Origin of the sequence: Kribbella sp. NPDC051936 (assembly GCF_040680955.1) — a bacterium.
Taxonomy (GTDB): domain Bacteria; phylum Actinomycetota; class Actinomycetes; order Propionibacteriales; family Kribbellaceae; genus Kribbella.
Genome location: NZ_JBFAXS010000015.1, coordinates 111,564 through 129,936 on the forward strand (window position 1 = coordinate 111,564; position 18,373 = coordinate 129,936).

Here is an 18,373-nt window from a genome sequence, read left to right on the forward strand (position 1 = left end):
TCCATCGATCGGCGACTTCTTTTACGTGTTCGGACCCCCGTGCTCGTGGTGACGGTGCCCGAAACGAGAACACCCGCTGTCGAACCCGTCGGACCCGGTGGCAAGGAATCCGGCTGATCCGGTCCTTCGCCACTCCACTGCCCGACAAGCCCTAGCGGGTGTCATAGGCCAACGCTAGTCGGCTTCGGCGAAAACCGGTAGGGAAGTTCTCATGAACCAGACGTCCGGTGTCTCGCGGTCGCGGCCAGCAGCGCGCAGCCGAGCACCCGGATTCCCCGGGATTCCAAGGCGCGGCAGGCTTCGGTGAGCGTGGATCCGGTGGTGATCACGTCGTCCACCAGCAGGACCGGTTGATCGATCAGCGTTTCAGCCCAGCGCGAACGCACCCCGAAAACCCCGTCCAGGTTGGCGGTCCGGCGTTCCGCGGACAGACCGGCCTGGTCGTCGGGGCGCCCGACGACCCGCAGCGCGCCGGCCGTGCGAGCGTCGATTCCCTGTCTGCGCAGGGATCTGACGGCAGCTTTCGTAATCCGCAGCAGCGGGTCGTGCCCCCGTGTGCGGACGGTTGCCCGCGGCGACGGCACCGGACACACCCACGCCGCCTGCCGGTCCCCGAGCGCGGTCCGTACGACGTCGGCCAGCAGCCGGCCGAGCGGCCGGGCCAGGGCGTAGCGAGCGTGCTCCTTGTGCGCGAGGATCAGGTTGCGGAGCTCCCCGGCGTACGGCGCGGCGGCGGTCGGCGGCGCCAGCCCGGGCGGACTGGGGTCCGGCCAGGCACGGAACGGAGTCATCCCCGTCAGTAGCCGACGGCAACCACCACAGAGAGTGACTCCCGGCCGCTCACACCCGGCGCACCGCCCGCCCAGCACCAGGTCCGCGACCCCGTCCCACCCCCGCACCACCTCACGGTCCCCGGTTTCTCCGGTCCCGCGCAACCAGGCCCACGCGTCCCTGTGGACAACCCGCTGTCGCCAGAGGTTGGCGCAGCGGGATCAGCCGGGGTAGGTGGGCTCGATCGGGCCCTGGATGTCGCCGGGGTCGGGCGAGACCCAGATCAGGTCCTTGCTGAGCCAGTGGATGCGGCCGGTGTCGTCCTGGATCACCGGGAGGGTGTCCTTGTTCGGGTTCGACGCGACGCGCTGCGGGACGAAGTCGGGCGACGACCCGGGCAGCAACTGCAGGCTGGAGCCGTCAGGGCTGGCCAGCCAGGCCTGACGCGCCGAGCTGGCGTTGCCGCCGGAGCCGATCACGATGATGCCCTGCTTGTTCCAGGCCGCGTCGGTGATGTTGGTCAGCGCCAGCCGGAGCGGCCGGAACGCGCCGAGCACCCGGCGCTTGCCGTCGGGAGCGGTCTGGATCGCGGCGGTCTGGACGTAGTTCTGCTTGCTGCCGGCCGCCTGCATCACGAGCAGCACCCGTACGCCGTCGGGGGCCATCCGCAGCGCGACCGGGGTGTCGCCCTTGAAGTCGGCGTCGATGACGTCGAGCGGCCCGTCGTGGTTGCGGAGCCGCAGCCGTGGGTGGTCGCTGTCGGCCCGGTCCAGGAACCACAGGTTGTCCTGGTCGTCGAAGCTCGGCGGCAGGGTCTTTCCGTCGAGGTCGATCTTCGCCTGGTCGACGTCCTTGTCGCCCGGGTCCAGCTTGCCGTAGACGAGGTACTTCCCGTCGGCGGTGACGATCGCCCCGGCGTCGCCTGCCAGCGTCACCGCGAGCGACTGCGCCTTGTACAGCGCCAGTGGCCCGGCGTTCAGCGGCTGGGCAGCGATGTCCGACGCCCCGTCCAGGCCGACGATCCGGTGCGGCTTCTGCTTCAGCAGGCCGAAGAGCTTGGTCGCCGTTCCGGCCGGCACCTGCGGGTCGTACGGGCTGAAGTTGGCGAACGGCAGGACCTCGGGGTCGTCAGGCAGCAGCGGTGCGCCGCCGACCGTGATCTTGGCCCGCAGGTTCAGCTGGTTGAGGGTCCAGACGATCTGCGCCGCCAGCAGCCGCCGATCCTGGTCGCGGAGCGAGACGGCGGCATCGTTCAGCGCCACCGTGGCCACACCGAGGTCCACCGGGACCGAAACCTGCACTTCGGTGCCGGGCGGCGCTATGGACACCACGCCGTTCCCGAGCCGGCTGGTCGGGCCTTTCAGCAGCTCTTGGACGAGCTGGGTCGCGGCCTGGCCGGACGGGAGGTTCTGCGGCAGCCAGACCTGGTCCGGTACGAGCAGGTCGCGGGACTGGTTGAAGAAGTACAGGTCCCGGGATGCGAGCTTCAGGTCGACCTGGTTGCTGCCGAGGTACGCCCCCGGCGGCGGTGTGTCCACGCGGAGCTGTCCGTCGATCTTCTTGAGCCTGAAGAAGAAGTCGGCCGGCTCGTCGGCCTTCGCCGGGATCCACTCGCCGCGCGCGCCGATGGTCGCGATCTTGCGGGCGGTCAACTGGATGCCGCCGGCCTTCCGGGTCAGCGAGTCGGCGCTCTGCTCGTACACCACGGTCTGCGACTCCGGCCGCCACTCCCCGGCGGCGTCCGGGGTCATGTACTGCCGCGCGACGTCGTACGCCTGGGAGTCCGACATGGCCTCCAGGAAGCCGCTGACGATCGCCATGTCGCCGACGTTCGCCCGCGGCGGCTTGGCCTCGACGCCGACGCCGCCGAGGTCCGGCGCCAGCCCCTGCCGCTCGCCGTTGCGGATGGTGCCCTTGGTCGGCACGGCCGCGCAGCCGCCCAGCATCACCACGGCCAGCACGGCCGCGACCAGCCTGCGCCTCATCGCTCCTCACCGCCGCTCAGCTTCTGGTACGGCGCGCCGACGTCGACGAGCTCGGTGACCACGCGGGTCGCGTCGGCCGGCCGCGGCGGCAGCGGCGAACCGGTGAGCGCCACGTCCGGGCGGCGCGGCAGCGTCAGCCGGAAGTATGCGCCGTCGCCGGGCGAGCCCCACGCGTCCAGGCGGCCGCCGTGCAGCCGGGCGTCCTCGAGCGCGATCGACAGGCCGAGGCCGGTGCCGCCGGTGGTCCGGGCCCGGGCCGGGTCGGCCCGCCAGAACCGGCTGAACACCATCTCGGCCTCCTCGGGCCGGAACCCGACGCCGTGGTCGCGGACGGCCACCGCGGCGGCCTCCTCGTCGTACGCCGTGCTGATCCGGATCGGCAGGCCTTCGCTGTGCTCGATCGCGTTGCCGATCAGGTTCCGCAGGATCCGCTCGATACGGCGGGAGTCCACCTTGGCCCGGCACGGGCGCGGCATGTCCAGCTGGACCTCGCAGCCCTTCCGCTGGACCAGGGTCTCGTGGTTCTCCAGCACCCGGTTGACGATGTCGCGCAGGTCGACGTCCTCCAGGTCCAGGGCGGCCGCTCCGGCGTCGAACCTGCTGATCTCCAGCAGGTCGGCGAGCAGCTCCTCGAACCGGTTGAGCTCGTTCTGCAGCAGTTCCACCGAGCGGCGGCTGATCGGGTCGAACTGGTCACGGCTCTCGTGCAGCAGGTCGGCGGCCATCCGCACCGTGGTGAGCGGCGTCCGCAGCTCGTGGGACACGTCCGACACGAACCGGCGCTGCAGCCGCGACAGCTCCTCCAGCCGGCGGATCTGGCGCTGCAGGTTGGACGCCATCTTGTTGAACGACACGGCCAGCCGGGCCAGGTCGTCGGTGCCGCGGACCTGCATCCGCTCCTCGAGCTTGCCGGCCGCCAGCCGCTCGGCGATCCGGCGGGCCATCCGCACCGGCGTCACGACCTGCCGGGTGACCAGCCAGGCCACCGCGCCGAGCAGGACGATCAGCAACAGCCCCGCGGTCACCAGGGCGCGCTGGACGACGTCCAGCGTCTCCTGCTGCGCGGTGAGCGGGAACAGGAAGTAGATCGCGTACTTGTCACCGGTCGAGTCGATCCGGATCTGCGAACCGATCACCAGGCCCGGGACACTGGGGCTGTCGCGATAGTTGATCAGCGTGTACGTGTCCCAGAGCTTGGAGCCGTCGCTCACCACGGACGAGGACAGCGGCTGCGGGATCGAGTCGCTGTTGACCAGTCCGGTGTAGCGGATCGCGTTGGACGCCGCCTGGTCGGTCGGCACCAGCAGGACGTCGTACAGGCCCGGGCGGTTGGAGCCGAGGACCAGCTCGGACAGCTGCTGGTTGACGAGGTTCGGGTTGGCGGCGTCGAGGCTGACGGACAGCTGCTGGAGCTGGGCGCGCACCTCGGCCTGGGCGCTCATCCGGCGCGACTCCAGGACGCCGTCGGTGACCTGGCTCATCATCACCCAGCCGACCAGGATCAGCACCAGTGTCGACATCAGCAGGGTGCCGGTGACGATCCGGGCCTGGATGGACCGCCGCCAGATGTCGGGCCAGTGCTTGGGGTGCGTACGCCACAGCGGCTGCGGCTGGGCAGCCCAATCCGCCGCGGCGGCTGTCAGCTCCAGCTCCGTCCCGCGGGACTCGGCCACCTCCTGCTCGGGAGGTGCCGACGGCTGCCCGCTCCGGTGATCAGTGATCTGACCGGTGTGCACCTCGTGACCGGGGTCCACCACCTGGTCGCCGGCGGCAGCCTGCGGCTCTTGGCCGCGTCCGTACTCGATCAGTCCGCACCCGCCTTGTATCCGACACCGCGGACCGTGACCACGATCTCCGGGTGCTCAGGGTCCTTCTCGATCTTGGAGCGCAGCCGCTGGACGTGCACGTTCACCAGCCGGGTGTCGGCGGCGTGGCGGTAGCCCCAGACCTGCTCCAGCAGCACCTCGCGGGTGAACACCTGCCAGGGCTTCGACGCCAGGCAGACCAGCAGGTCGAACTCCAGCGGCGTCAGCTGGATCGTCTCGCCGGCCCGCTTCACCGAATGGCCGGCCACGTCGATGGTGAGGTCGCCGATGGTCAGCGACTCCGGGCCGGGCTCGTCCATCCGGCGCAGCCGGGCCCGGATCCGGGCCACCAGCTCCTTCGGCTTGAACGGCTTGACCACGTAGTCGTCGGCCCCGGACTCCAGCCCGAGCACGACGTCCACGGTGTCGCTCTTCGCGGTCAGCATCACGATCGGCACGCCGGACTCGGCCCGGATCGCCCGGCAGACGTCGATGCCGTCCATCCCGGGCAGCATCAGGTCGAGCAGCAGCAGATCGGGCTTGAACTCCCGGAACGCCGGCACCGCCTTGTCACCGGTCGCGCACAGATAGGTGTCGTAGCCCTCGTTGCGCAGCACGATGCTGAGCATCTCCGACAACGCGGTGTCGTCGTCGACGATGAGGATGCGGCCCCGCATCGTCCGGTTACCGTCTGCCACGCCCTTAGCTCCTCGCTGCTCCGTTGGGTCCGAGTCCGACCGGTCGGTGTGCGCCCGGCGGGGTGCCAGGCCGTACGCACTACGGATAGTGTCCCATTCCCCTGGTAGTGCACACGCCGGATCGCCGTGTGACCCCCGAGTTGGGCTGTGATCATCCGGGATCATGGTGCACGGCCGGGGTTCACCACAACTCACGTGCCCGCTGGTACGACGGTTCACCGGGAGAGGAGGCAGTCAGTGGCCGACCACCGTATGCAGTCGAGTATGCGCCTGCACGACGACGTGGCGACCGAGCCGCTGCGGCCGTGGCTGCCGGCGGACCTGCTCGACAACGCCGCCCGGACGATCTCCGACAACAAGACGATCATGCTGGGCCTGCCAGTGCTGGCCGGGATCGCACTGGTCGCGGTGCAGGCCGTTCTGACCGAGGTCGCCGTACCGGGCGGGCTGAGCGGCTTCTTCGGGGCGGACGACCCGTTCGGGCAGGCCGGAGCGGCCCTCCTGCTCACCTACGGCGTACAGGTGGTGCTGTTCTCGGTGGTGTCGAGCATGCTGTCCGGCATCATCGCCCTGGCCGCGGTGCGGAGCCAGCTGGCGCACAGGGCCGGCCCGCGTGAGCTGATGCGTCTGGTGCGGCCCGCGGTGCCCGCGCTGGCGGCTGTGGGTCTGGTGCAGTCGCTGTCGTTCATGCTGCTGATCGGCGGCTGGGGGCTCGCGGTGTTCGGTATCGGCGCCGGGGCGGACGCGGCGATCTCCTCCGAGGTCGCCGGAGCCGCGGCGCTCGGGATGATGCTGGTCGGCGGCGTCCTGGTGCTGATCTTCGGCATCCGGCTGGTGCTGGCCGGGACGGTGGTCCTGATGGAGGGCCGGCACGCACCGGACATCGGGCTGCACATCCCGGTGCGGGTGGGGGTCTGGGGTTCGCTGCGCCGGTCGTGGCAGCTCGTGAAGGGCAAGTTCTGGCGGGTGTTCGGGATCCTGCTCTTCGGGGGGCTGGTGGTGAACATCATCGGGTACGCGCTGCAGTTCGGGGTCAGCGCGCTGATCCTGACGGTCGGCGGGTGGGCCGGCTCCAGCGACAGCACCGGGGCCGTCGTGGTGACGATCGTGCTCGGTGTGGCGGTCGGCATCGCGACGCTGATCACGCTGATCGCCAGCCTCGCCTTCATGTCCGCCGTCCAGGCCCTGATCTACCTCGACCTCCGGGTCCGCCGCGAAGGTCTCGACCTGTGGATGCGGCCGGCGCTGCGGTTCGAGGAGCCGGCGTGATCCTTCTCCCGCTGGAGCCGCCCGTCGACATCGACCGGGACCAGGCCGCTCAGGAGGCGGCCAAGGAGCTGTCCAAGTCCGCGTACCGGGACTCCGGCTCGCTGATCGAGCGGGCCGTCGGCAAGGTGCTGGACTGGATCCAGGACCTGCTGGACAGCCTCACCGGCTCGTCGCCCAACGGTCACGCCGGTCTGGTGATGCTGATCGCCCTGCTGGTCCTTGTCGTGGTTGTGGTGCTCTGGCGCTCCGGCGTACTGCGGACCAGCCACAGGGCCAAGTTGCAGGCGGTCTTCGACACCGCCCGGCCGCAGAGCGCCGCGGAGTACCGCGCACTGGCCGAGCGGGAGGCCGCGTCCGGCGACTTCGCGTCGGCGATCCGCAGCCGCTTCCGGGCGTGCGTGGCGGAGCTGACCGAGCGGACCGTCCTGGACGAACGGGCCGGACGTACGGCGTACGAGGTCGTGGCCGATGCGTCTCGCGCGGCGCCGGTACTGCGCGAACCGCTGCAGCCGGCCGCACTGGTGTTCACGGAGGTTGTCTACGGCAACCGTCCTGGGACGCCGCAGCGGTACGCCGCTGTCGTCGCGGCTGACGACGCCGCGCGGACCGCCCGGGTGGCTGTATGAGCACGCCTGTCGGACGCAGTGTCAGTGAGGGCTGGCGGGCGTTGCGGACGCCGCTGCTCGTCACAGGGCTGATCGTGCTGGCCGCGATCGTGGTGCTGATCGCGACCTCAGCCCGTACGTCGGGACCGTTCAGCCCGGACTCCACCGAGTCGGACGGGGCACGGGCGCTCGCGGCGCTGCTGAAGAACCACAACGTCGACGTCCACGGCACGGAGTCGCTGGACGACGCCTTACAACCAGGCGCCGGCAAGGCGCTGGTCATCGGCCCGGGCGGTTCACTGAACGCCTCGGACTGGCAGCGGATCGGGGGTGCGCAGTGGAGCCACATCATCCTGATCCGTCCCAGCAGCCGGGCTCTCGAAGCTCTGGCGCCGGGTGTGCGCCCGACCGGCAACTCACTAGCGAGCCGCAGCCGCCAGCCCGGCTGTGAGCTTCCAGCCGCGGTGAAGGCCGGCACGGCCACCGTGAGCGGGCCGACGTACTCCGCTCCCGACGGCGCGACCACCTGCTATGGCGACGGCATCAACGCCACCCTGGTCCGGCTGGACCTCGGCGACCGCCTCGTCGACGTGGTCGGTGCCCGGGCGTCGTTCACGAACGCCCAGCTCGCCGACGACGGCAATGCGGCCTTGGCGCTCAATCTGTTCGGCACACACGAGGATCTGACCTGGTACCTGCCGCAGTGGGAGGCGACGTACAGCGACTCGGGCGACGACACTCCCCCGCTGATCCCACCTGATGTCCGCTACATCGGCTGGGCGGTGGCGTTCGCTGTACTGGTGGTGGCGATCTGGCGCGGGCGGCGCCTGGGCCCTGTGGTGGCAGAGCGGCTACCGGTGATCGTGCACGCGGCGGAGACGACAGAGGGCAGAGCTCGGCTCTACCGACGCTCACGAGCCCGCGACCGCGCCGCGGCCGCGCTGCGCGAGTCGGCGCTCGGTCAGCTGCACAAGGCGCACGGGATCCCACGGCGGGCCGATCCGTCGGCCGTGATCGCGACTGTCGCCGCACGGACCGGCCGCCACCCGGCCATGCTGTACGAGCTGCTCTACGGTCTGCCGCCGCTCACTGACGAAGCTCTGATGTCCTTGTCCCACGAACTCGACGTACTGACGCAGGAGGTACGACACCCGTGACGACTACCGAGGTCACCGCGGACCAGGCCCGGCAGGCGCTGGTCGCGCTACGGACCGAGATCGGCAAGGCGGTGGTCGGCCAGGACACTGCGGTGACCGCACTGGTGCTCGCCCTGCTCTGCCGCGGCCATGTGCTGCTGGAGGGCGTTCCCGGTACGGCGAAGACCCTGATGGTGCGGGCGCTCTCGATGGCGCTGCGGCTGGACACCAAGCGGGTGCAGTTCACGCCGGACCTGATGCCGGGTGACGTCACCGGGTCACTGGTGTACGACGCGAAGACGAGCGAGTTCGAGTTCCGACCGGGGCCTGTGTTCACGAACATCCTGCTGGCGGACGAGATCAACCGGACGCCGCCGAAGACCCAGGCCGCGTTGCTGGAGGCCATGGAGGAGCGGCAGGTGACCGTGGACGGCGAGCCGCGACGGCTGCCCTCGCCGTTCGTGGTCGCCGCTACGCAGAACCCGGTGGAGTACGAGGGCACGTATCCGCTGCCAGAGGCCCAGCTGGACCGGTTCCTGCTGAAAGTGACGCTGGACATCCCGCCGCGCGACGCGGAGATCGCCGTACTCGCTCGGCACGCACAGGGCTTCGATCCGCGTGACCTGGCCGCTGCCGGTCTGCGTCCGGTGGCCGGCCCTGAGGACCTGCAGGCCGGGCAGGACGCCGTACGGCGGGTTGCGGTCCGCGACGACGTGCTGGCGTACGTCGTCGACCTGTGCCGCGCCACTCGTCAGTCGCCGTCGCTGCAACTGGGTGTCTCGCCACGTGGCGCCACCGCGCTGCTGGCGGTCTCGCGTGCCTGGGCGTGGCTGTCCGGCCGCGACTACGTCATCCCGGACGACGTGAAGGCGATGGCACGTCCTTGCCTTCGGCATCGGGTCCAGGTGCGGCCGGAGGCCGAGCTGGAAGGTGTCAGCGCGGACGCGGTGCTGGAGAGCGTGCTCGCGACGGTGCCGGTGCCACGCTGATGGTCCTGACTGGCCGAGCCGGCATCCTGGCTGCTGCTGGAGTGGTGTTCGTCGCTCTGGTGATGCCGTCGTGGGCCGGGATCGGCGTGGTCGTCGCTTCTGTGCTGGTGGTGTGTCTCGTGGACATCCTGCTGGCCGGGTCGCCGCGGCGGTTGCAGTTCGAGCGGGAGGGCGACAACGCCGTACGGCTCGGTGAACCGGCCGCGGTGAATCTGTTGATCACCAACCCGGGCCGACGCGTGCGTGGGTTGCTGCGGGACGCGTGGCCGCCGTCTGCCGGCGTACTGGACCCGCCGCACAAGCTGGACCTGCCGTCGGGTGAGCGACGACGACTGACGACGCATCTGGTCCCGACGCGCCGCGGCGACCGCAAGGCATACCGGGTGACCGTGCGGGCCGTGGGGCCGCTGGGGTTCGCCGGCCGGCAAGGGTCGCACCAGGTCCCGTGGACAGTCCGGGCGCTGCCGCCGTTCAAGAGCCGCAAGCACCTGCCGTCGCGGCTGGCTCGGCTGCGTGAGCTGGACGGGCGGACGGCGTTGCTCGTGCGCGGGCAGGGGACCGAGTTCGACTCGCTGCGTGACTACGTGCCGGGTGACGACGTCCGGAGTATTGACTGGCGCGCGACGGCACGGCGCGGAAACGTCGTCCTGCGGACGTGGCGACCGGAGCGGGACCGGCAGGTCGTCATCGTGATCGACTCGGGACGGCTGTCCGCGGGGCGCGTCGGAGATGCGCCGCGGCTGGACCACGCGATGGACGCGGCCTTGCTGCTGGCCGCTCTGGCGACGCGGGCGGGCGACCGGGTTTCCTTGCTGGCGTGCGACTCCGCCGTCCGAGCCGACGTACGGCGGCCCGCGCCGCAGGACGTGCTGCCGTCGTTCGTGAACGCGCTGGCCAACGTCGAGGCCGAGCTCGTACAGACCGACTTCCGCGTCGTCGTGTCGCAGGTGCTCGAACGGCTCGGCCAGCGCTCCCTCGTGGTCCTCCTCACCGGTCTCGATCCGGCCGTCATCGAGGAGTCCCTGCTGCCCGTGATCGGCCCCCTGCTGCGCCGGCACGTCGTAGTGCTCGCGTCGGTGGCCGATCCTCGGCTGACCGAACTGGAAGCCACCCGCGGCGATCTCCTGGACGTGTACGGCGCCGCCTCGGCCGCCCGGACCCGCCTCGATCGGGAACGCCTGACCGCCACTCTCGCCCGTGCCGGTGTAACCGTCGTCGACGAACCTCCGGACCAGATAGCCCCGGCCCTCGCCGACACCTACCTCACCCTGAAGAAGGCCGGCCGCCTCTAGCGCAGCGAGCATCGAAGACGCTGACAAGTGGCTGAGATCGTAAGAAGTTGACGAAATTGGCGCTATGCTAACGTTGTCGACGTTAGGATCCTCCATGCTCATCCGTTTCGAGGTCTCAAACTTCCGATCGATCAGGGAATCGGTCGAGTTGTCGATGGTCGCCGTCGACGCCGCCCGGGACGAGGCTCAGCGCATCGAGAATGTCGGCCTCAGCCTGCTGCACGTGACAGCCATCTACGGCCCCAACGCGTCAGGGAAGTCGAACATCGTCGCCGCCATGGCCTGGCTCTGCGATGCGGTCCGGACGTCACTGCGATCATGGGACGACAGCATCCCGATCGAGCCGTTCGCGTTCGGCGATTGGCGCCACCGACCGTCCGAGTTCACGATCGAATCGGTCATCGACGGCATCCGGTTCGAGTACGTCCTGGAACTCAGCCAGGAGGGCGTCTCCTACGAGGGGTTGTTTCATTATCCGGAGAAGAAGCGTCGCCGGATCTTCGAGCGCGATACGACCGAACTCAAGCTCCAACGCGGATTGGGCAATCTGTCCGGCACCAGGGAACTGCTGACCGGCCGGACACTCGCCCTGTCTATCGCCAGGCGGTTCGACGAGCCTCTGGTGTCTGATTTCGCAACGGACTTGTTGCAGGTGCAAACCCTCGGTCTGCGCGATCCGGCGGGCCGCCCGCAATTGCTGCGGCATCCGACCATCTCGTTGTTCGAGGAGACCGAGCCAGTTCTGTTCGAACTCGACACCGGCTTCACCCTGGCCGACCGTGCGCAGGCGCTCGCGTTGCTGAGGATGGCAGATCTCGGAATTGACGACGTACTGGTCGTCGACGATCCGCGGTCACGCCGTCCAGGGCGCCAGGCCCAACTGACCCACCGCAGCGCGCAAGGATCCGTGCCGCTGGACTTTCAGGCCGAATCGGCCGGAACACGCACTTGGTTCAGGCTGATCGGACCTGTCCTTGCGGCGTTGAAAGAGGGCTCATTGCTGCTCTTCGATGAGCTGGACGCGAGTCTCCATCCCACGCTGTCCCAGCAACTGATCGGCTTGTTCCAGGATCCATTGACCAACCCCCGCCACGCACAGCTCATCTTCACCACACATGACACCAGTCTGCTGAATCAACTCAACCGTGACGAGGTCTGGCTTACGGAAAAGTCCGGCGACGGAGCGACCAGGCTGGGCGCACTGGCCGAATTTGCGGGTGAGCGCGTCAGAACCTCGGTGAACTTGGAGAAGGCCTACCTGCACGGCCGATTCGGAGCGCTGCCCGACACCGACCGAACTGAGCTACTCCGCGCTCTGGGCCTGATCGCCTGATGGCACCTCGACGCAGAGGCGGCAAGAACCTCACTCGCAGAACCGGAACCAGACCCGAACGAAAGACCATCCTCGTGTACTGCGAGGGCGAGGCTTCTGAGCCACGAGCGCGGCGAGGACGAGGAAGAGGTCGAGTTCCAGCTGAAGTGGGCGGTCGCCGACGCCGCGGAGGAGCCCGAGGACGACGACGAGGTCTGATCAGGGTGCGGCCACGTGGCACGCGACCTGGACGGCCGTGCCCGCGGGCAGGATCGGCAGTGGTTGCGTGCCGCAGGCCGCCATACCGTTGCCCTGGGCCACCAGTTGGCAGCGTGGATGGAAGCGGCAGCCGGCGGGTACGCGAGTCGGGTCCGGCGGTTCGCCGGTGAGCACGATGCGGTTCGGGGACTCGGGAAGGACACTGAGCAACGCCTGCGTGTAAGGGTGTTGCGGGTTCGTCAGCACGTCCTCGGTGGGGCCGGACTCGACGATCCGGCCGAGGTACATGACGGCGACGCGGTCGGCGATGTTCCAGGCCAGGCCGAGGTCGTGGGTGACGACGAGCGCGGACAGCCCGAGGTCGTCGCGCAGCCGGAGCAGGAGCGCGAGGATCTCGCCGCGCACCGAGGCGTCCAGGGACGCGACCGGCTCGTCGGCGATCAGGACCTTCGGGTCGAGTGCGAGCGCGCCCGCGATCACGACGCGCTGCCGCTGCCCGCCGGACAGCTCGTGCGGGTAACGCTGGAAGAACCGCTCCGGCGGCCGCAGTCCGGCGCGGGCGAGTGCCGACGACACCACGGATTCCTCGTCGGGCAGTCCGTGAATGCGCGGACCTTCGGCAACCGCCTCGTACACGGTGTGCCGCGGGTTCAGCGATCCCATCGGATCCTGGAGGACGAGTTGTACCTGCCGACGGAAGGCGCGCAGCGCGCGGCCGGTGTAGCTCAGCGGCGTACCGTCGTACGCGACCCGGCCCGAGGTGGGGCGTTCCAGGCCGAGGAGCGTGCGGGCGAGGGTGGTCTTGCCGCAGCCGGACTCGCCGACCAGCGCGACGATCTCGCCGGCCCCGACCGACAGGTTGACGCCGTCGACGGCCCGGGCCCGGTTGCCGCCGCGCCCCGGGAACTCGACGTGCAGATCAGTTGCCTCTAGCAAAGGTCACTCCCCTACCAGGACGCAGGCGGCGGTCCGGCCGGCGCCGGATGCCCGCAGCTGTACGTCGGACGTCGCGCAGGTCTCGAGTGCGACCGGGCAGCGCGGGTGGAACGCGCACCCGCCCGGCAACTGCTGCGGATCCGGCGGGTCACCGGCCAGCCCGCGCGGAGCCAGACGGGACGCCGGATCGCCCACGGTCGGGAACGCGGCGGCCAGCGCCCGGCTGTACGGGTGCCGGAACTCGCCGGACGAAGGGCCGACCTCGACCAGCCGCCCGGCGTACATGACGGCCAGCCGGTCGCACACGTCCGCCAGCACCGACAGGTCGTGCGAGATCATCAGCAACGAGATCCCATGGTCCGCGATCAGCCGGCGGATCAGCGTCAGCACCTGCGCCTGCACCATCAGGTCGAGCGCGGTCGTCGGCTCGTCGGCGATGATCAACTGCGGTTCGCACGCCAGCGCCATCGCGATCATCACTCGTTGCCGTTGGCCACCACTCAGCTCGTGCGGGTAGCTCCGCGCCCGCCAGGCCGGCAGCCCGACCTGCGACAGCAACTCCTGCACCCGCTGGTCCGCGATCGCGCCGGACGCCAACTTGTGCACCAGCAGCGGCTCCGCGATCTGGTCGCCGATCCGCCGCACCGGGTTGAGTCCGTGCTGCGCGCCCTGGAAAACGATTGACGCCGACGACCAGCGGACCGCGCGCAGCCGGCCCCACTTCATCGACAGCACGTCCTCGTCGTCCAGCAGCACCCGCCCGCCGACGTCGGCGGACCGCGGCAGCAGCCGGAGCAGGGCGAGCGCGACCGAGGACTTCCCCGACCCCGATTCCCCCGCCAGCCCGAGCGCCTCACCGGCCGGCACGCTCAGCGACACCCCGCGGACGGCGGGAACCTCGCCGCCGGCGATCCGGTACCTCACGGTCAATTCGTCGAGCTCAAGCATGTGCACGCGTCCGCAGCCGGGGGTTGAGCACGGTCTCCAAAGCCCTTCCACACAAGGTGAACGCCATCACCACGGTCACGATGCACAGGCCCGGCACGAGGATGTACCACCAGGCGCCGGCGGTCGCCGCGCCCCAGTCGTACGACCCGCGGAGCATCGTTCCCCACGAGGTCTTGTTCGCACTCACGCCGAGGAACGCCAGCGTCGACTCGGTGACGATCGCGCTCGCCACCTCGAGCGTCGTGCTCGCCAGCAGCAGCGGGGCGACGTTGGGCAGCACGTGCCGCGTGGTGATGTGCCAGTGCCCCGCGCCGAGCGCGAGTGACCGCTCGATGTACGGGCGTGCCTCGACGGCCAGCGTCTGCGCGCGGATCAGTCGCGCCGTCGACGGCCACGACGTCACCCCGATCGCCACGATGATCGTCGCGGTCGAACCGCCCAGGATCGCCGCGAGCACCAGTGCGGTGACCAGCGACGGCAGCACCAGGAACCAGTCGGTGATGCGCAGGATCACCGCACCGACCCAGCCGCGGAAATGCCCGGCCGCGATTCCGAGCACGGTGCCGATCACCATGCTGAGCAGCGCCGCGAGGAATCCGATCAGCAGCGAGGTCCGGGAACCCCACCAGATCATCAGCAGCACCGACCGGCCGGACTCGTCGGTGCCGAGGGGGTCGGCGGGGCTCGGCGGGGCCAGCTTGGCCCCGGTGCCGCTGACCACGTTCGTGACGCCGGCGTCGATGAACAACGGCGCGATCAGCGCGAGCACGACCGCGGCCGCCAGAATCACCAATCCGGCAACACCTGCTCGCTGGTTCCGGAAATCCGTCCAGAAACGACCGGCAGCGCGTTTCCGCCGCACCCACGCCACCGTGCTCATGCCGACCTCACCCGCGGGTCCAGGACGTGGTAGACCACATCGGCCAACGTGTTCATCACGATCACGGAAACCGTGATCAGCAGGAACGTTCCTTGCATCAGCGTGAAGTCCGGCACCCGGATCGCCTCGTAGAACAGCTGCCCGAGCCCCGGCCAGCTGAAGATCGCCTCGACCGTGACCGCGCCGCCGACCACGAAACCGATCCGCATGAACACCAGCGTCACGGTCGGCAGCAGCGCGTTCGGTACGGCGTGCCGGCGGCGTACGTCGTCGTCGCGCAGGCCTTTCGCCCGCGCCGTCGTGATGTAGTCCTGGCCGACCTCGTCGATCACCGACGACCGCATCACCAGCAGGTACTGCGCATAGACGACCGCGACCAGTGTCAGGCACGGCAGCACCATGTGCTGCGCGACGTCGAGCACGCCCGCGAACCCGTCGGGCTTGTCCACGCTCGAGCTCCCGCGGGTCGGGAAGATTCCCGGGATCGGGCCGATCCCGGCCGCGAACACCATCAGCAGCAACAGCCCGAGCCAGAACGTCGGCACCGACCACAGCACCAGCGAGACGGCCGTCGACACCTTGTCGAACCTGCTGCCGGGTTTCCACCCGGCCCGGGCACCCTGCCAGAGGCCGAGGCTGACGGCCATCACCAGCGCCGTACCGGTGAGCAGCAACGTCGACCCGATCCGCTCGCCGATCAGGTCGACAACCGGCCGCTTGTACTCGTACGACGTCCCCAGGTCGAACGACAACGTCTGCTGGAGGAAATGCAGGAACTGCTCGGGGATCGGCTTGTCCAGCCCGAGCCGCGCCCGCTCCAGGTCGAGCTGCTCCGGTGTCATGTTCCGCCCCTGCGCGAGGGCGCGGACCGGATCGCCCGGCAGCAGCCGGAACAGGAAGAACGTCGCGACGATCACCATCGCGATGCTCAGCAGCGCCCCGCCCGCCTTGGTCGCCGCATACCGCGGCAGACCGTGGCGGGCCGGGCGCTCCTCGAGCGCCTCGACGGCAGTGGTGGTGTCGGCCGTCATTCGCGCTCGTCCGCCGCGCCCTGGCGGCGTCGCAGAACGAAGAAACCACCGATGAGGACGACGACTACGGCCGCCGCGATGCCGGCGATCACACCACCGCCCAGGCCACCGCTTTCCGCGGTCTCGCCGTCCTTCGACACCGCCTCGACCGTGTAGAACGGCCAGTAGCCCGAACCGCCGTACAGCAGGCCCTTGTCCTCCGGGATCGGCGTGATGCTTGCGATCCGGTCCTTCCGGTAGCCCTCGAGATCGTTCGGGTAGTAGAGCGCGATCACCGGGGCGTCGGAATAGAGCCTTTCCTCCATCTTCTTGATGATTTCCGCGCGCTTTCCGCGGTCGAGTTCCTTCTGCTGCTGCAGGTAGAGGCTCTCGTACGTCGGGTCGCAGTAGAACGACTCGGTGCCGCCGCCCTGGCCGGACGCGGTGGGACGCCGGCTGCACAGGTGCGTGCCGAGCACCTCCTCCGGGTCCGGGTTCACCGACCAGCCGCTGATCGCGATGTCGAACAGCGCCGTCGTACCGGTCTCCTCGGTGAACTTGCTGGAGTCCAGCCGCTTGGTGGTCAGCTGGATGCCGACCTCCTTGAACCAGCCGGTCAGGTACTCGGCGAGCTTGTCCTCGATCGGGGTGTCGGTGTGGATGCTGAACCGGAACTGCAGTTTCCGCGACCCGTCCGGCATCGTCCGGACGCCGTCCGCGCCCTTCTTGTAGCCCGCGTCGTCGAGGATCTTGTTCGCCTTCGCGAGATCGAACGAGACCTTCTCGTCGCCGCTCGCCGCCCAGAAGAAGTCCTTGTACAGCGGCGGGATGATCGACCCGTCGGCCGGCTTCGCCAGGCCGCCCTGGACCTCGTCGACCAGCTTCTGCTTGTCGATCGCGTAGTGCAGCGCGGTCCGCACCTTCGGGTCCTTCAGCGCCGGATGCCCGTCGCCGATCGGCTTGTCGTCACTGGTCGTCGCGCCGTGGTTGATCTGCAAGTACGTCGCCCGGCGGCCCTGGGTGTTCCACTGGACGATGTTGTCGTCGCCCTTCAGCGACTCGAAGTCCGGCGGGTTCAGCCGGCCGATCAGGTCGATGTCGCCCTTCTTCAGGCCGACGATCGAGGCCGCGGGGTTGTCGTAGAAGATGATCTGCAGCTCGTCGATCTTCGGGCGGCCGCGCCAGTAGTCCGGGTTCGCCTCCAGCCGGACGAACTGGTCCTTCTTGTGCTCCACCGCGACGTACGGTCCGCTGCCGACGGTCGGGTACACCTCACCGTCGTACTTCGAGATGTCGGTGACCTTCTCCCAGACGTGCTTGGGCATGATCGGCACCGGGTTGTCCAGCATCGACGCCTGCGGCGCCTTGAGCTTGATGGTCAGCTCCTGGCCGTTCGCGGTGACACTCTGGAAGTTCTCCACCGCCGGGCCGTTGCCGGTCTTCGCGCCGTCGTCGGTCATCATCTTGTTGAACGTCCAGGCCGCGTCGGCGGCGGTGATCGGCTGCCCGTCGGACCACTTCGCCTGCCGGATCTTGAACGTCCAGGTCAGACCGTCCGGCGACGTCGTCCAGGATTCGGCGAGATCCGGGCTCGGCTGCAGCGTCTTCGAGTCCGGCACCGTCAGGAAGCCGTAGATCATCCGCTGGATCGACCCCGTCACCAGCCGCACGGCGAGGAACGGGTTCATCGAGTCCACCGACTGCGTGACCCCGATCTTGATGACCTTCTTCGCCGCGGGCTCGGCCGCCGCCGCCGTCCCCGGTACCGCCGCCAGCACACACAACGCCGCCAGCACAGCCAACAGCTTCCTCATGGGCCGCCCCACCTTCCCCAGCCGGGTGTTGATGTTGGGAAGAAACCACACCAGCAAGCGCTGTCCTGTCAACAAGATACGAAACTTTGTCACACTGAAGTAACCTTCTTACCGGCTGGATCCGGTTCGCGAACTGGCTGTAATGCATGGATGTGGTCAGCCCACGCGGGCACTTACCTCGTCGCTCCACTCCTCACCACACCCACTCCGCGCGCCCCCACCCAACCCCCGCTGAGCGCGGACCATTCGCTGCCGTCTGACGCCATATGTATCCGGCTGGCGCCGGGAGCTGCCGGCTGCCGCTGGAAGGCTCCGACTACCGCCGAGGGTGTCCGGCTGGCGCCGTGGGTTTCCGGCTTGCGCCGTGGGTTTCCGGCTGGCGCCAGGAGTGCCCGCTGCCGGCGGAGGGCTCCGGCTATCGCCGAGAGCGTTCCGGCTGGTGCGGGGGTTCCGGCTGGCGCCAGGGAGCTCCGGCTGCCGCCGGGAGCTACCGGCTTGCGCCGCGCGCATCCGACTACCGCCGAGAGTGTCCGGCTGCCGCCAGGAGTTGCCCGCTGCCAGCGGAGGGCTCCGGCTACCGCCGGGAGTGTCCGGCTGGCGCCGGGAGTTGTGTCAACGACGGGTGAAAATGAACCCCTTTGCGGCGGTTGAAAGTGGACCCCTTGCTGGTTGTCATGGTCAGTCGTCGGTCGGGGTGGGGATTC

15 protein-coding genes are annotated in these 18,373 nt (G+C 69.4%); 6 read left to right on the forward strand and 9 right to left on the reverse strand.

From position 1 onward, the window contains the following. Window positions 1-209: 209 nt before the first annotated feature. The 4 genes from AB0L64_RS39480 to mtrA form a co-directional block, all read right to left on the reverse strand. Window positions 210-791, reverse strand: coding sequence for a phosphoribosyltransferase family protein (locus tag AB0L64_RS39480; protein WP_363718090.1), 582 nt, complete (start codon window positions 789-791; stop codon window positions 210-212). A 201-nt stretch (window positions 792-992) separates the two neighbouring features. Then, complete coding sequence (locus AB0L64_RS39485; RefSeq protein WP_363718091.1) at window positions 993-2,756, reverse strand: LpqB family beta-propeller domain-containing protein; 1,764 nt, start codon at window positions 2,754-2,756, stop codon at window positions 993-995. Then, window positions 2,753-4,429: an MtrAB system histidine kinase MtrB gene (mtrB, locus tag AB0L64_RS39490; protein WP_359935360.1), complete on the reverse strand. Its 1,677-nt coding sequence runs from the start codon at window positions 4,427-4,429 to the stop codon at window positions 2,753-2,755. Before mtrB ends, AB0L64_RS39485 begins: the two co-directional genes overlap by 4 nt. 131 nt (window positions 4,430-4,560) lie before the next feature. Then, entirely contained in the window at window positions 4,561-5,238 is a 678-nt protein-coding gene (mtrA, locus tag AB0L64_RS39495) for an MtrAB system response regulator MtrA (RefSeq protein WP_141859693.1), read from the reverse strand. Window positions 5,239-5,496: 258 nt separating this feature from the next. On the opposite strand from mtrA, the gene AB0L64_RS39500 reads away from it, so the two are divergent. From AB0L64_RS39500 to AB0L64_RS39525, 6 genes are all read left to right on the forward strand, one after another. Further along, window positions 5,497-6,528: a hypothetical protein gene (locus AB0L64_RS39500; RefSeq protein ID WP_363718092.1), complete on the forward strand. Its 1,032-nt coding sequence runs from the start codon at window positions 5,497-5,499 to the stop codon at window positions 6,526-6,528. Continuing rightward, complete coding sequence (locus AB0L64_RS39505) at window positions 6,525-7,154, forward strand: DUF4129 domain-containing protein (protein WP_363718093.1); 630 nt, start codon at window positions 6,525-6,527, stop codon at window positions 7,152-7,154. The genes AB0L64_RS39500 and AB0L64_RS39505 overlap by 4 nt, the downstream gene beginning before the upstream one ends. Further along, window positions 7,151-8,290: a DUF4350 domain-containing protein gene (locus AB0L64_RS39510; protein WP_363718094.1), complete on the forward strand. Its 1,140-nt coding sequence runs from the start codon at window positions 7,151-7,153 to the stop codon at window positions 8,288-8,290. Before AB0L64_RS39505 ends, AB0L64_RS39510 begins: the two co-directional genes overlap by 4 nt. After that, window positions 8,287-9,258 carry a MoxR family ATPase gene (locus AB0L64_RS39515; protein WP_359935352.1) on the forward strand — a complete coding sequence of 324 codons (972 nt, stop codon included), beginning with the start codon at window positions 8,287-8,289 and terminating at the stop codon, window positions 9,256-9,258. Before AB0L64_RS39510 ends, AB0L64_RS39515 begins: the two co-directional genes overlap by 4 nt. Further along, on the forward strand, window positions 9,258-10,550 hold the full coding sequence (locus AB0L64_RS39520; protein ID WP_363718095.1) for a DUF58 domain-containing protein: 1,293 nt from the start codon (window positions 9,258-9,260) through the stop codon (window positions 10,548-10,550). The genes AB0L64_RS39515 and AB0L64_RS39520 overlap by 1 nt, the downstream gene beginning before the upstream one ends. A 94-nt stretch (window positions 10,551-10,644) precedes the next feature. After that, complete coding sequence (locus tag AB0L64_RS39525) at window positions 10,645-11,883, forward strand: AAA family ATPase (protein ID WP_363718096.1); 1,239 nt, start codon at window positions 10,645-10,647, stop codon at window positions 11,881-11,883. 198 nt (window positions 11,884-12,081) lie between these two features. Here AB0L64_RS39525 and AB0L64_RS39530 read toward each other — a convergent pair whose 3' ends face one another. Genes AB0L64_RS39530 through AB0L64_RS39550 form a run of 5 tightly spaced genes read right to left on the reverse strand, consistent with a single transcriptional unit; the run spans window position 12,082 to window position 17,669 of the window. After that, complete coding sequence (locus AB0L64_RS39530) at window positions 12,082-13,017, reverse strand: ABC transporter ATP-binding protein (protein ID WP_363718097.1); 936 nt, start codon at window positions 13,015-13,017, stop codon at window positions 12,082-12,084. 3 nt (window positions 13,018-13,020) lie between these two features. Continuing rightward, a complete protein-coding gene (locus AB0L64_RS39535; RefSeq protein WP_363718098.1) occupies window positions 13,021-13,965 on the reverse strand; it encodes an ABC transporter ATP-binding protein in 945 nt (314 codons plus the stop codon). Continuing rightward, entirely contained in the window at window positions 13,958-14,845 is an 888-nt protein-coding gene (locus AB0L64_RS39540) for an ABC transporter permease (RefSeq protein ID WP_363718099.1), read from the reverse strand. The genes AB0L64_RS39535 and AB0L64_RS39540 overlap by 8 nt, the downstream gene beginning before the upstream one ends. Further along, the gene (locus AB0L64_RS39545; protein ID WP_355696681.1) at window positions 14,842-15,876 is read right to left on the reverse strand and encodes an ABC transporter permease; all 1,035 of its coding nucleotides are present in this window, start codon (window positions 15,874-15,876) and stop codon (window positions 14,842-14,844) included. Before AB0L64_RS39545 ends, AB0L64_RS39540 begins: the two co-directional genes overlap by 4 nt. Next, entirely contained in the window at window positions 15,873-17,669 is a 1,797-nt protein-coding gene (locus AB0L64_RS39550; protein WP_363718100.1) for an ABC transporter substrate-binding protein, read from the reverse strand. The genes AB0L64_RS39545 and AB0L64_RS39550 overlap by 4 nt, the downstream gene beginning before the upstream one ends. Between the last annotated feature and the right edge of the window lie 704 nt (window positions 17,670-18,373).